Source organism: Streptococcus mitis (assembly GCF_000960025.1).
In the GTDB taxonomy this organism is placed as follows: Bacteria; Bacillota; Bacilli; order Lactobacillales; family Streptococcaceae; genus Streptococcus; species Streptococcus mitis_DH.
The window spans coordinates 698,726-713,286 of the sequence record NZ_JYGQ01000001.1; the positions used below are offsets into that span (position 1 = coordinate 698,726).

Consider the following 14,561-nt stretch of genomic DNA (forward strand, 5'->3'; position numbering starts at 1 on the left):
TACAGTATAATAAAACATATATAAATAAGTTTCGTTATGTTTTTCAATAAATCTTTTGATAATAATAAAGTAACACCTACCATGGAATTTCCACGGTAGGTGTTACTTATATCAATAATCGTTCTAAAAATGGTTTAATACAGTTGATAAGTATTCCTTCTATCCAGCTTTCTTGTGCTGAGGATAGATGATCTGCCTGGAGGCTTTCTTTTAGAAAATCTCGAACTTGTTCTGGTGCGATTTCAAACTCAAAGGCTTTCATTTTATAGAAAAAGTCGAGAAGATGGTCTGACAGATATTCAGTTGAAAATGGCACTTCTCCACTTTTTCGATATTCTAATAAGAGTCGAGCAAAGCGGGATTTTTCGTCAGGAAGCTCACGGAAATAGGAATTGAGGAGCCAGGTCTGCTTCTGCTTTCTTTCAATTGGATCCTGACTAGCAATTCGTTGGTCTTTTTCCAGCTCTTTTTGGTATTGTTTGGCCTTGATAGCCCGTTCTGTTCGATTTTTACCAAAAAGTATTTTCTCCCACTTGCGTTCTTCTTGGGTTAGGGTTTCTGTAAAGCCAAAGTAATCCTGATAAGCGCGCTCTGCTGGGCCCATGGCTAGGACTAGATTGTCTGCATACTGCTTGGCGATTTTATCCCTCTTCTTGCGCTCTTTCTCTGCCTGGATACGGAGTTCTTGCTCGTAGTCAATTTTCTCCTTGCCTAGCTTGACAAGGTAGAGTTGGTCATCTGGTTTGCCAAGTAAAAAGGGTTTGATACACTTTTCAAGGACTTCTTCCATCCGAGCCTTCTTCTTAGGCTCTGCCTTGGTCCAACTTCCTCCCTGAAAGACTTCTAGGAAAAGCTGGTAGTCTCTCTCAGGCGCAAATTGATTGCCACGATTGGGTTTGAAAACACCTTTTTCCCAGAGCCATTTTAGAAGTCGCTCGTCAAAGTCACTTTTATTGACCTTGATTTTTTCCTTTTTCTGGGCTTTTCTGGTCAGATTTTCAACCTTTCTGAGTAGTTTTTCTTCCTCTTCCAGTTGCTGGTCAAGAGACAATCGATGAAAATGACGAACGCAGTCGCTACCTATAGGAAATAGTCGTTGACCAGTCACTCCGTTAAAGAGTTCGTAGGCGTATTTGATAGCATTTCCACAGACACAATTGCTACGGCCGATACCGTTAAAAATCAAGGAAACTTCATTCCATTCCTTGGTAGCTTGTTCCCAAGTATCAGCTTTTGAAGCCTGTAAAACCGCATCATGCAGGGATTTTCTAACTGGAAGTGTCATGAGGTCTCCTTTCTAGATTATACTTTTACAACTTGAACCTCGTCTTTACCGAGTAAAATCAAGTATTTTTCAATATTTTCAATCGAATAGGCTCGAGATAAAGCCTCTCCGTATAGGGCTAACTGACCACGATAACGGTCTATGAGTTGACTTGGCTCATCATAGCGGTCTGTCTTGTAGTCGAACAGAACAATTTTATCTTCGTAAAGTAGATAGCCATCAAGGATACCACGGACAACAAAGTCTTCCTGACTCTTTTGGTCTCGTTTGAGCATGGAGAAAGGTTGCTCGCGATAAAGATGGTTGGTATTAGCGAGAATTTCCTGACCGAGTGCTGTGTCAAAGAATGCAAGAATTTTAGCAAGATTAATCTTGTCTCTAACAGCTGGACTGGTTTGAACTTGTTTGAGAGTTTCTGTCAGGCTAGCAAGCGTTGGTCGCTGACTGAGATCCATTCTCTGCATCAGTTCGTGGGTAGCACTACCAATTTCAGCTCCTGTTATCTTTTCTTTGGTTGAAAAATCTGGCAAATCAAAGCTAATTTTCTTGTCTACTGACTGGCCTTGACCAGCAATCTCGACACCTTCCATATTCATAACTGGTTCGTAGAATTTCTTGAGTTGACTTGGGGTTTGAACACTAGGAAGTTCAATGGCTGCGCGGTGAAGAGTATTATAGACTTCAACCTCTTTCAGCATTTCAAGAGCTTCTTTAATGGTTTCTGACTGACGATTGTCTGCTTGGGAGCTATCTTGGAGGGGACTTTTGTTTTCCAACTCTCCGATAGATTCTGTAGTCAGCTGATCTTCACCAACAAAACGATAGCTAAAGTTGAGATGATTCTTGGCAAACACTTTACTGATAGCCCAAATCCAATCTTGGAAATTCTTGCCTTGAAGTCTAGTGTTACTATTTAGTTTTCCATTTTTAGCTGCTGGGTATTCCTTGGCTTCCAGCTTTTCACGAGATCCCTTGCCGATAAGATAGAGCTTTTTCTCAGCCCTCGTCATAGCAACATACAGCAGACGCATTTGCTCAGAATAGCTAGCTAGCTGTAATTCCTCTTCATTCTGCCTATAGGTCAAGCTAGGAATGGAGAGTTTGATGGTTTTAGGATAGTGATTTTCCACTGCTCCTGTATCCATTTTGGCAATATATTTGACACCAAGACCATTCTGACGACTGAGAATGACTTCTGACATAGAGTCTTGCTTGTTAAAGTCTTGATCCATATTGAGAATAAAGACGTAAGGAAACTCCAGCCCTTTACTCTTGTGAATGGTCATGAGCTCTACTGCATCTTTTGGTGGTGCGACAGCCACGCTTGCCAAATCGTGCTGGGCTTCTAAAACTTGGTTAATCATACGAATAAAGCGGGACAAGCCCTTGAAATTGCTCTTTTCAAATTGATCAGCACGCAGTGCTAGGGCATAGAGATTGGCCTGTCTAGTAGGGCCATTTGGCAAAGCCCCAACATAATCGTAGTAAAAACGGTCGTTATAAATCTTCCAAATCAGGTCATAGAGGGAGTGGGTTTTGGCATACAAACGCCAAGAAGCCAAGATATCCATGAATTGCTCTAGTTTCTCAGTTAGAGATGTGTGAATCAAGTTTCTATGGCTGCTTGCCAGTTTTTGTGCATTGACCAGTTTCTCATAGAGATTTTCTTGGACTTTATCTTCTGCTTTCTGAAGGGACAAACGTGCTAAATCGTCCTCATCAAAGCCAAACATTGGAGACTTCATAATGGCAACCAAGGCATAGTCTTGCAGGGGATTGTGAATGACACGAAGGGTGTCTAGCATGACTTGCACTTCTAGGGATTGGAGATAATTGTTTTGCTCTCCGTCGGTTTTGACAGGAATCCCGTACTCAGACAGGGCGAGGAGAATCTGATCATTACGACTGCGACTAGAGGTCAGAAGGGCAATTTCTTTAAAAGCCACACCTTTTTCCTGATGAAGTTTCAGAATCTCCTTGATGACTAATCTCATCTCACCAGTTAGTTTCGTTTCTGTTTGACTCTCTTCTTCCTCACCTGTATCGTCCTTGTCGTAGAGGAGAAATTCTGCCTTGTTGTCAGGGTTAGGAGTTAGTTTGGTATTGGCAAAAACAAGTTGGTGCATATTATCATAGTTGATTTCGCCGACCTCTTGGTCCATGAGACGTTTAAAGACATCATTGGTTGCTGACAGCACTTCTGAACTGCTACGGAAATTTTCCTTGAGGAGAATCAGCTTTCCTTTTTGTGAATCTTGCGCATAGCGTTGGAACTTTTCATTAAAAATCTGCGGATCTGCCTGACGGAAACGGTAGATGGACTGCTTGATATCTCCCACCATAAAGCGATTGTGTCCATTAGAAAGTAATTCCAGCATCCGTTCTTGAATATGGTTGGTATCCTGATACTCATCTACCATGACTTCATGGAAGCGATCCTGATAAGCCTCACGAACTTGCGGGAATTTCTCTAAAATCTCAATGGTGTAATGGCTGATATCAGCGAATTCAAAGGCGTTTTCCTGGCGCTTACGTTGACGATAAGCTTCCACAAAATCACTCATGAAAGATTGGAAGGTCTTAGCTAGTTCCCAGGTATCTCCATGATAACGTTCTTGATAGTCGAGAATGGTTATCTGGTCTGACAGTTGTCCTAGTTTAGCAAACTGGGTCTTTCTCTCTTCGTTGTAGGCATCGGCCAGGGGCTTCAAATCAGCCTTACGGCTGGCATTAGTCAGAGATCGACCGTTTTTCTCTTTCGAAATTGCGACAACACGCGCAAGCACCGTTTGATAAGCCTGACTATCGGACTCTTGATTTAAGGAGCCAATTTCATCCAGAATCAACTGAACATTTTCTAAATAAGCAGCCTTGGGAAACTCCTTGGCATCATTATCCAGATGATAACGGAATAAGCTTTCCAAATCCCAAAGGGCTTGCTGGATTTGTGTGGTCAGTTTTTCTTTTTCACTCGTAAAATCAGCTTTCTCAAAGCCTTTGAGGAAAGATTCACTTAACCATTTCTGAGGATTGCTGGTGGATTGGAGGAAGTCATAAATTTTATAGACTTGCTGGCGCAGTCCCCGTTCATCCTTGCCACGCCCTGCAAAATTTTTCAGCAAATGGTTAAAGTTCTCTTTCTGTTTACCTTGGTAATGGACTTCAAAGACCTCATGAAAGACTTCGTTTTTTAGAAGGAGTTGCTCGCTTTGGTTTTGTAAAATATGGAAATTAGGCGCAATATCAATTAGATAACCATGTTTGCCAAGGAATTTTTGTGTGAAAGAGTCCATAGTTCCGATAGCTGCGTTGGGTAAATCTACCAACTGGCGACCCAAGTGTTGTTTGAGGTCAACGTCATCGCTTTCTTGGATTTGTTGGCTGATTTTTTTCTCCAAACGTTCTTTAAGTTCAGTCGCAGCCTTAACGGTAAAGGTTGAGATAAAGAGTTGACTGATTTCCACTCCACGCGCTAATTGGTCCAGAATACGCTCGGCCATAACAAAGGTCTTCCCAGAACCAGCCGATGCTGAAACGAGGATATTCTGACCAGAAGTGTAGATGGCTTCAATTTGCTCGGCAGTTTTCTTCTGTTCCTTACACGAATGCGCTTCTGCTTCTTGCAGTTTTTGAATTTCCTCCTCAGTTAAAAAGGGAATGGGCTTCATCGATTCAACTCCTCTCTTATTTTTTCAAACCAAGCTTGCTTGAGCTTTTCTCCAACCAGACGCTTACCATCAGCTAGGTCTAACTTCTCTAAGAAACGGGCTTGACCTAAGTGGTAATTAGCTTCAAATCCTGTGATGGATTGATGTTGCTGAACGTATGGGGCAATGCTTCTACCGTTTTCGGTATAAGGATTAATGGCGAACTGGCCTGTTAAAATCTTCTCAGCTGCTTTCTTGTAAAGTTGGGCATTGTAGTCCAGTAGGAGCTGGAATTCCTCATCCGTCAGCTGATTGGCCTTGTTTTTATTGTAAAATTCACCCAAATGACTGCTTTCTTTTTCTAAAAAGAGGCCTTGGTATTTCATTGACTTGCTGGCTTCTACTACTGCACCTGCCAGACTTTTAACGGCCATCAGAGATTGGACAGGCTCAGCCATTTCCAAGTACATGGCGCCGAAAAAGTTCTGCTCCCCTTCTCTTTTTAGGGCAGCTAAATAGGTTGGCAACTGGGAATTGAGCCCATTAAAGAAATGAGGAAACTGGAACTGAGTCAGACTGGATTTGTAGTCTACCACTCCAATCGCTCCATCAGCTTTCAAGCGGTCAATGCGGTCAACCTTGCCTCGTACAAAGACACTGCGTCCATTGTCCAATTGAATAAAGGCTTGCTCTTTCCCACCGAAATTCGCTTCCTCTTTGATGGTTTCGATGGCTGGATTGTGTCGGAGAATGTGGCCAGTCGTGCGAGCTACATCAAGCAGAACTTCCTTGGTAAACTGGGCTTCCAAACTTTCTTGATAAATTGCTTCAAATTCGCGTTCTTGACTGGTTTCTTGGATAGCTTGTTCTAGACGTTTGTCAAAGGAATCTTCGTTAGGCAACTGCAAGGCGCGTTCAAAGATACGGTGCAAGAAATTTCCGTGACTGCGGGCATCAGGACGTAGGCGTAATTCTTCTTGCAAGCCTAAAACGTAGCGAAGAAAATAACTGTATTCATTGCGATAAAACTCCGTCAAACCAGAGGTAGACAGGTAAAACTCCTGATCAGTAGGATAGAGAGCTTGTAAGGTATCTTTGGCTAAGGGCTTGCTACTCGGGCTGGTTGGAAGGGCTGGATTTTCTAGACCTTTCTGGTCAAGTTTTTTACCCATGACACGCGCCAGAACCTTAACAAAGGTCAAATCTTGCTCAGTATCACTCGTCTCGCCCTGCTGGTGATAGGCAACCAGACTGGACAAAAGACTGTGATATGACCCCATATCTTCCTTAGACAGCCCTTTGTGATTCATCCTCTTCTCTTTCCTGCAAAATCCAAAATGGACTAGCTCTTGAAGATAGGCTGACTCCTTACTTTCACTTTCGTTAAAAAGGCTTGGAGCCGACAAAACCAACTGCTTACGGGCAGAATTGACTAAGGAAAGCATAGTATAGCGATTTTTCTTGAGGTTTTCACTGCTGGCAATCAGTAACTGTGCTCCCTCTTCTGTTGCTTGGTTTAGGCTCTGTCTTTCTTCGTCTGTCAAAAGACTGGTATTCTGCGCGATTTTTGGTAAATTGTCCTGAGTCAGCCCAATGGCATAGACAAAGTCAGCCGTTAAGGGCGCAATCAAATCGTAACTCTGCACCAGAACAGTATCCACTGTTGCTGGAATGGTACGGTATTGGGACAAACTCATTCCAGAATGGAGCAAGGCTAGAAAGTCCTCTAGATTAACTTGCGAACCAGCAAAAACAGTCGCAAATTGTTCTAAAACATGACAGAAAGCCTTCCAAACTTCGGCTTGTCTTTCCAGTTCTACAGCTTCCATGGTGGCTGTCAAATCTTGTAACTGCTTGGTCACTGAACTTTCTTTTAGAAAGCTATTCCATTTTTGCAAAAGATTTTCAGCCTTCTGCTTTCGACTGGCAAATAGGGTTTCAAGAGGGGATAAAATACGCAGACGAAGAGCATTTAAACGTTCCAAATCAAATTTTCCATGGTGGGATTTGGTGAAGGTTTGCTGAAAGGCTGGTAAGCCATTGATACCAAGATAGCGGATATATTGCTCAAATGCGTCAATATCTGCCTGACTAAGGTCGGTATACAAACCCGTTCTGAGAAGATTAATCAAATCCTCCTGACGGAAACGATAGCGTTTCAAAGCTAGAATAGACTCGACAAACTGTGTCAAGGGATGATGGGCCATGAATTCGCTTCTACCAAGATAGAAAGGAATCTGATACTGGTCAAAAATCGTTTTTAGAGATAATTGATAAGAAGCTACATCCCCCAAGAGAATACGGAAATGCTTGTAACTCAGATCTGAGTTCTCATGTAATTTCTGACGGATGCTACGGGCTACCAACTCCAACTCTTCCTTTTGCGTCAAACAAGACCAGATTTGCAGGTTTTCCCGGTCCTTATCATCGATCTCCAAAGTGAGCTCTGAAAAGTCATAAGAAGACTCCAGCAAACGAGAGGCCTTGTCAAAATTATCCATCTTCTCGTGAGATTGAGAATAATCCTGGGCAGGTGTTTGGTATTTAGAGGCTAGATGATGGAGAAACTCTACGCTGGCTTGGTAGAGATTTCCCTCGCTAAAAGGGCTGGTATAGGCTTTTTTACTAGCATAAGCCCCGATGACAATCTCAACACCTTTGCCATGAAGTAAATCCACAATCCGCTCTTCTTCGGCAGAAAAACGGGTAAATCCATCAATGACCAGGGCGATTTGAGTAAAATCACTACTTACCTTGTCATTCTCAATAGCTTCAATCAAATGGGACAACTGACTCCCCTGAGCTAACTGCCCTTGATTGAGGTAGGCCGTTACTTTCTCAAAAATCAAGAGTAAATCTGCTCGCTTGTCTTCATCTGTCAAACTTTCCAAGTCCAAAAAACTCATCTGAGCAGTCGTCATCTCGTGATAAAGCCCAATCAACTGCTGGATAAACTGAGGATCTTGCTTAATTGCGCCGTAAACTCGTAATTCCTTGGGATCAAGTTCCGCAAGGCACTTGTAAAAGGCCATCCCAAGACCGATATCATCAAGACTGGTCTTGGCAGGCAAATCATTCAAGACCAGGTAACGAGCCATTTGAGCAAAGCGCGTGACGGTAATAGCAAAAGAAGCCTGTTGGGACAAGCATTCCAGCACGGCGCGTTCCTTTTCAAAAGAAAGAGAGTTGGGGGCAATGTAGAAGACCCGCTTTCCAGCAGCAACTAGCTCTTCCGCCTCTCTAGTCAGGATTTCTGTCAAAGAAGTCCGAATATCAGTATAAAGTAATTTCATCTCAGCCTCGTTGGAATTTTTCATTACCTTTTATTATACCATTTTTTAGCTATTCAATCCTATAAATAATCAGTTCTTGTTCATCTATTGAAAAGAAAATGCCGGAAAATTCCGACATTGTTTTAGTAAGCTAACTTCCTGAAAATAGGAGTAACCACAAGTTCCAGAAGGCTGTAATATTGATGAGGATATGAACCACTATTGGATAGTAGAGATTTTTAGTCATGCGATACAATATAGCCAAAATAAGACCTCCACTAGCATAAATGAAAAAGGCAAGAGGTGTTAAAGCGAAATTGATATGAATATAACCGAAAATAATAGCAGAAAGCAAGACATCTCCGTACCAAGGCGAGTTTTTGAAAAAGGTTGTCATAAGCACACCGCGATAAATCAATTCCTCAGCAATAGGGCCGATGAAGCAAACTATGAGCAAGAAATAGGGTAATTCCTGTCTCCCCATCATTTCTATCGTTTCATTCAAAGAAATTTGATTTGAGGACGAGGGTATGAAATAAGACAAGAGGAAGTCAGACAAATACAAAATGATGTAGCCCAGTAAAAGGTAGATAAAGTACCTCGGCTGCCACTTGAAATGAAAAGTCTTCTTTCCTGCAAAAACTAGTAGATAGATGACTGCTGACAAAAGAACACCACTTTCCAGCAAAAGCAGAATCTGAAAAAATTCACGACTTGCTGGTAGATAGGATTTTGCGAGATGATTGAAAAGCCTCCAAAACCAAGTTGATTTGTAAAAAATTAAGGACAATGCTAGTAAAATCTGAATAATCCGTTTTTTCATATTAAACCCTCTGTTTTACTGGACTAGTTTATTGAATATAATGGTTTACTTAACTGTATAATAAGTTTAGTATAACATATCTTTGCAATATATCCTCTTCAAATCATGAATTGTCATCAAACCATCTTAAACTGTAAAATCAATTAGTCTCGTTCCTTTTACCATTTTATTTCCTAGAATATGCTATAATAATACCAAAAGATAAAGAAGGAAGACTTATGATTAAACTACTAGCCTTGGATATGGACGGAACCCTCCTCAATGAAGCCAAGGAAATCCCACAAGCTCACATTACTGCTATTCACCAAGCTATTGAAAAAGGTGTCAAACTGGTACTTTGTACAGGTCGCCCCCTTTTCGGCGTCCTCCCCTACTATCAAAAATTAGGACTCGACCTCCAGAATGAGTATGTCATTGTTAACAACGGTTGTTCAACTCACCAGACTAGTGACTGGGGGCTAGTTGACTGGCAGGAACTCAGTCCATCTGACATTGAATACCTCTATGACTTAGCTGAAAAAAGTGATGTTCAGTTGACTCTTTTTGATGAGGAACATTATTTTGTCCTCGGAGGTAAGCCAAATGAAATCATTCAAAATGATGCTAAGCTAGTCTTTTCAGACCTGACTGAAATTTCTCTTGAGGAAGCGACTAGTGGTAAGTACCGGATGTTCCAAGGTATGTTTTTAGGAACAGAGAGCCAGACAGACGATTTTGAGCAGCGTTTTGCTGAGGAGCTTTGCCAACGATTTAGTGGTGTTCGTTCGCAGCCTGTTATCTATGAAGCCATGCCACTTGGAACGACAAAGGCTACTGCTCTTTCTCGACTAGCAGATATTTTGAAGATTGATTCCTCAGAAATCATGGCCATGGGCGATGCCAATAACGATATCGAAATGCTCCAGTTTGCAGGCCTTGGGATTGCAATGGGAAATGCCAGCGATTATGTCAAATCTCTTGCGGATGCTGTTACAGCAAGTAACGAAGAAGACGGCGTTGCGCGTGCCATTGAGAAATATATTTTATAATTAAGAAGCCCAGTTCATGTCAACTGGGTTTTGATATTTAAGAATTCCTAAAACTTTAGAAACTCTTTAGAAATCCTTGAGCTTTCTTTGATTTCTATGCTTTATACTAAAGTTAACAAAATAAATCAAAAGGAGAGAATCATGAAAACAGTACTTGACATTCATGGATTGTCCAAAAACTTTGACAAACAAGCTATTCTTCAGGATCTTCATCTAACGATAAGAGAGGGAGATATTTATGGACTTATCGGGAAGAATGGAGCGGGGAAAACAACCTTGATAAAAATCATTACGCAACTACTTTTTGCGGATAAAGGAACTGTTTCCCTCTTTTCTAGTCAATCGGAAAATGAGTGGACCAAGGCTCTATCTCGAGTAGGTTCAGTGATCGAATCACCTGTAGCTCATAATCACTTAACAGCCTATCAAAATCTGAAATATTACTGTATGATTCGCCATATTCCAAATGCTGATCAAGTCATTCGTGAAACCCTGGACTATGTAGGTTTGCCAGATACAGGTAAAAAAGTCTTTCGTGATTTCTCGCTAGGAATGAAACAAAGACTTGGTATCGCCATTGCCCTCCTATCCAAACCAGACTTCCTGATCTTAGATGAACCTATCAACGGTCTAGACCCAATCGGTATCAAAGAATTTCGACTAATGATTCAACGGCTCAATCAAGAAAAAGGGATCACCATTCTCATCTCTAGCCATATCTTGTCAGAACTCTACCTCCTTGCCAATCGCTTTGGTATTTTAGATCAAGGCAAGATTATCCGTGAAATCAGCAAAGCCGAATTTGAAACACTAAGTGAGGATTATATTGTGCTTAAGACAGCTGACAAAGAGAAAGCTTGCCAAGTATTGAAAGAACAAATCCAGCTCCAGTTCAAGGTTGTTAATCCTGAGAATGAAATCCACATTTTTGGTCAGGAACAAGATGTCAAACAGATTCTCAAGGAATTAACCTTGGCAGATGTTGCCATTGACGAGATTTACTATGCCCGTCAAAACCTAGAAGAATACTTCACTCAATTGGTCGAATAGGAGGAAAATCATGATACATACCATTCAAGCAGACTTTTACCGTCTTTTCCGTTCCAAAGGATTCTGGATTACAGAGTTCATTCTCTTTGCTCTCATGCTAATGGGTGCAAGTATAGGAGCTACGGGTCATTTGATGGCAATCCAGACAGAAGAACCAGAAATTCCAACCCAAGGTTGGAATGGTGTACAAGCCCTAATCAACGCATCTAGTCAAGGCTCAAACCTCGTTTTTCTCTGCATCATCCTAGCCTGCCTCGTTCTTGGAGTTGATTTAATCGGCAAACTCTATAAAAATAATTTAACAGTGGGTGTTTCTCGTACCGAGTTTTTCCTTGCCAAAGCCTTTGTATTGACTTGTATTGCACTTTTGCAAGTCATCATCTGTCTTGTGATTGCCTTTATTCCAGCAACTATCTTAAATGGATTTGGAACTATGCCTGATGGCTTTATTGGAAATCTACTGATAACCATTTTCCTTCAATTATTTTGCCTCCTTGCTTGGCTTTCCATTGTTTCCTTTATTCTCTATGTGAGTCATTCTTATCTTGCAGTATTTATTGGTTATTTTGTCAGCTCTATCTTACTTTCTATGCCAATGCTCATTTTTCCAAATATCAAAATTTTACCATATTTGTCCTTGCAATTTACCTATGCTATGACTGCTAATAGTGAGTCAATTCTCTACACACTTATAGTTAGCTTAGCTGTTATTGTAATCTTTAATCTAAGTGGACTGGCAGTTTTCAAAAAGAAAAGTCTATAATAAAACAACCTCCTCTAGCCTACAGAGGAGGTTTATTTCTTTAAAAGTAAATGAAAACCGACAACCATTGCCCATCTGTGCTTAGTTTCATCTCTGCACCAAGAAGATGGCATAATTCCTCAGTGATATAAAGTCCTAAACCAGAGGATTCTTCCGTGTCTGATAGATTTTCAGAATAAAAACGGTTGCTGAGATTTTCTATTCTTTTGATGGGTTGTTTGACAAGGTTTGCAATCTCTAAGACAAGCTGTTCCTTTTTCTTTCTTAAAGATAGACGTGCTTCTTCCTTGCCATGCTTGAGAACATTTCCAAGCAGATTTTGTAAAATTCGATCCAGTAAGTCTTCATCAGTCCTCATTTTCAGACCAGCTTCAACCTGAAAATCAAGCGTGATATTTGCCGCCTGAAAAACATCATAATAAGCCAGAGTCTTTTTGGTGATAAAAGCTGAAAGATCCACTTCTTCCAGTTTCGGTTTGACAGCCCCTTCCATCAAACGACGATATTCTAGAAGAGCCTCCAAACGTTTAGAAACTAAATCAAGATGCTGGGCTATTTTTTGTAAGGTTTCTGCTTTGTTTTCAGGAGATTTTATCAATTGTTGGGTGTAGCCTGAAGCGATAGTCAGAGGTGTCCGAATATCATGGGCGATATTGCTGATGGCCATATCCAGAGTCTGCTTTTCCCTTTTCATAACCAGTCGAGATTGCTCTACTTCCAGAAATAGATTTTCAATTTGCTGGTAGAGATGTAAAAAATGTTTGGAAAAAACGCTGACTCCGACTCTTTTCATACTACCTGTGAGAATCTTGTCTTCAATCTGTTGACTCAAGTTTTTAAGTGCTAGATGGTAGCGAATCAATGCAATCGATAAAATAATTAGGAGTACTAGTAGGACAAAAATTATCATGTAGGTCATTGCTTGTCTCCTTTTAATCTTACCCCAACTCCCCAGATGGTTTCAATATATTCTTGATTTGGGTCAAGCTGGTTTAATTTTTTACGAAGATTACTCAAATGCGTATTGAGGGTATTATCTCCGGGTAGATAGCTCTCCTCCCAGACCAATTCATAAAGTTCTTCTTTTGTAAAAATTTTCTTAGGGTGTTTAAGGAGAGTTTGGAGAATTAAGCATTCTTTCTTGGCAAGACGAATCGTTTCCTGACTATTTTTGATTTCAAAACTTTCTGCATCAAACTGGATATTTTTTAAGTTTTGTGATAGATTTTCAGTTTTTACAATTTCCGCAGGCTGTTTTTCTACGCTTTGACGTAATTGAACAGTAACTCTGGCAAAGACTTCGTCCAAATCAAAAGGTTTCACTATGTAATCATTGGCACCGTCCAAGAGATATTGACTGATTAACTTCTTATCGCTCAAAGCCGTTAGCATAATGACTGGAATTTGACTTTGTTCCCTGATGGCTTTTAAAACCTGATCCCCATTTTTCCCAGGAAGCATGATATCTAGCAAAACGAGGTCAATCCAACCTTGGTCAAAAAGCATGATTCCTTCTGTACCAGAAAAGGCTTGAATCACCTCATGCTCCTCGGTAAGTAGTGTTCGTAAAATCTCTTGAATGTCACTATTGTCTTCAATGACCAATATCCTAGCCATAAATACCAACCTTTCTGCAACTATTATAGCATGTTTTATTGATAAAGCTTAAACAGAAAAGCTCCTCGCATAAAAGCGCGAGAAAGCCTTAGAGGGTTAAAATATAAAATCCACTTACTAGACAACATAGTATCCTTATAGTTGCAAATAAGAAGTTAGTCTAGCAGAATAAATCTCTCATTTCTCCCCTACTAGTCCGTAATTCGTTGATACATTTTGGGTCTTCTATCTCGAAACAAGCCCCAGTTTAGGCGTTCACTTGCTCCCTTGTCTAGGTCATAAGTAGCTAACAGAACAGCTTCATCTTGTCTTTCAGCTTGCTCTAGAATAGCTCCTGTTTCATCCGTCATAAAGGAGGAACCGTAGAAATCAAGACTGGAACTCTGTCCACCATTTTCCTCACTTGGAGTGACTTCCTCTAATCCATAACGATTGGCTGAAATAACTGGAACAATATTTGCTGCTGCGTGTCCTTGCATGGTACGTTGCCAATGACCACAACTATCTGTATCCAAGATAGGTTCTGAACCGATAGCTGTAGGATAAAAGAGTAATTCAGCACCATTCAATGCGAGACAACGAGCTGTTTCAGGGAACCATTGATCCCAACAGATACCGATCCCAATCTTAGCATATCGAGTGTCCCATACCTTGAAACCAGTGTTACCAGGTGTGAAATAAAATTTTTCTTGATAATAATGGTCATCTGGTATGTGGGTCTTCCGATAAACACCCAGCACTTTCCCATCAGCATCAATAACTGCAATAGAGTTATACAAGACATTGCCATCTTTTTCATAGAAACTGATTGGTAAAACGACCTTTAGCTCCTTTGCAATGGTTTTAAAATGCTGAATGGCAGTATTTTCTGCTACAGATTGGGCATGCTGGTAGTAGTCATACTGACGTTCCTGACAGAAATAGGGACGTTCAAATAACTCAGGCAAGAGAACAATTTGTGCGCCTTGTTCTGCAGCCTGACGTACTAAACGCTCTGCGGTTTGGATATTTGTTGCGACATCCTTAGCGCATTGCATCTGAATGGCTGCAACTTTTACATTTCTCATCTTTTTCTC

10 protein-coding genes are annotated in these 14,561 nt (G+C 40.8%); 3 read left to right on the top strand and 7 right to left on the bottom strand.

The window, feature by feature from the left end; genetic code table 11:
* Positions 1–106: 106 nt before the first annotated feature.
* From TZ91_RS03640 to TZ91_RS03655, 4 genes are all read right to left on the bottom strand, one after another.
* Positions 107–1,285 (bottom strand): hypothetical protein, encoded by a 1,179-nt coding sequence (locus tag TZ91_RS03640; protein ID WP_033686968.1) that lies wholly within the window; start codon positions 1,283–1,285, stop codon positions 107–109.
* 17 nt (positions 1,286–1,302) lie between these two features.
* On the bottom strand, positions 1,303–4,953 hold the full coding sequence (addA, locus tag TZ91_RS03645; RefSeq protein WP_033686969.1) for a helicase-exonuclease AddAB subunit AddA: 3,651 nt from the start codon (positions 4,951–4,953) through the stop codon (positions 1,303–1,305).
* On the bottom strand, positions 4,950–8,225 hold the full coding sequence (gene rexB, locus TZ91_RS03650; RefSeq protein WP_033686970.1) for an ATP-dependent nuclease subunit B: 3,276 nt from the start codon (positions 8,223–8,225) through the stop codon (positions 4,950–4,952). Before rexB ends, addA begins: the two co-directional genes overlap by 4 nt.
* Positions 8,226–8,355: 130 nt before the next feature.
* Positions 8,356–9,027: a CPBP family intramembrane glutamic endopeptidase gene (locus TZ91_RS03655; protein WP_033686971.1), complete on the bottom strand. Its 672-nt coding sequence runs from the start codon at positions 9,025–9,027 to the stop codon at positions 8,356–8,358.
* Positions 9,028–9,245: 218 nt separating this feature from the next.
* On the opposite strand from TZ91_RS03655, the gene TZ91_RS03660 reads away from it, so the two are divergent.
* From TZ91_RS03660 to TZ91_RS03670, 3 genes are all read left to right on the top strand, one after another.
* A complete protein-coding gene (locus TZ91_RS03660) occupies positions 9,246–10,055 on the top strand; it encodes an HAD family hydrolase (protein ID WP_033686973.1) in 810 nt (269 codons plus the stop codon).
* A 141-nt stretch (positions 10,056–10,196) separates the two neighbouring features.
* Entirely contained in the window at positions 10,197–11,105 is a 909-nt protein-coding gene (locus tag TZ91_RS03665) for an ABC transporter ATP-binding protein (protein ID WP_023947645.1), read from the top strand.
* 10 nt (positions 11,106–11,115) lie between these two features.
* Positions 11,116–11,868, top strand: a complete 753-nt coding sequence (locus TZ91_RS03670; protein WP_023947647.1) for an ABC transporter permease — start codon at positions 11,116–11,118, stop codon at positions 11,866–11,868.
* A gap of 40 nt (positions 11,869–11,908) precedes the next feature.
* Here the strand turns inward: TZ91_RS03670 and TZ91_RS03675 are convergent, their stop codons facing one another.
* From TZ91_RS03675 to aguB, 3 genes are all read right to left on the bottom strand, one after another.
* Positions 11,909–12,787 carry a sensor histidine kinase gene (locus tag TZ91_RS03675; RefSeq protein WP_033686974.1) on the bottom strand — a complete coding sequence of 293 codons (879 nt, stop codon included), beginning with the start codon at positions 12,785–12,787 and terminating at the stop codon, positions 11,909–11,911.
* Complete coding sequence (locus TZ91_RS03680) at positions 12,784–13,485, bottom strand: response regulator transcription factor (RefSeq protein ID WP_033686975.1); 702 nt, start codon at positions 13,483–13,485, stop codon at positions 12,784–12,786. Before TZ91_RS03680 ends, TZ91_RS03675 begins: the two co-directional genes overlap by 4 nt.
* A gap of 191 nt (positions 13,486–13,676) precedes the next feature.
* Positions 13,677–14,552: an N-carbamoylputrescine amidase gene (gene aguB, locus TZ91_RS03685; protein ID WP_033686976.1), complete on the bottom strand. Its 876-nt coding sequence runs from the start codon at positions 14,550–14,552 to the stop codon at positions 13,677–13,679.
* Positions 14,553–14,561 lie beyond the last annotated feature (9 nt).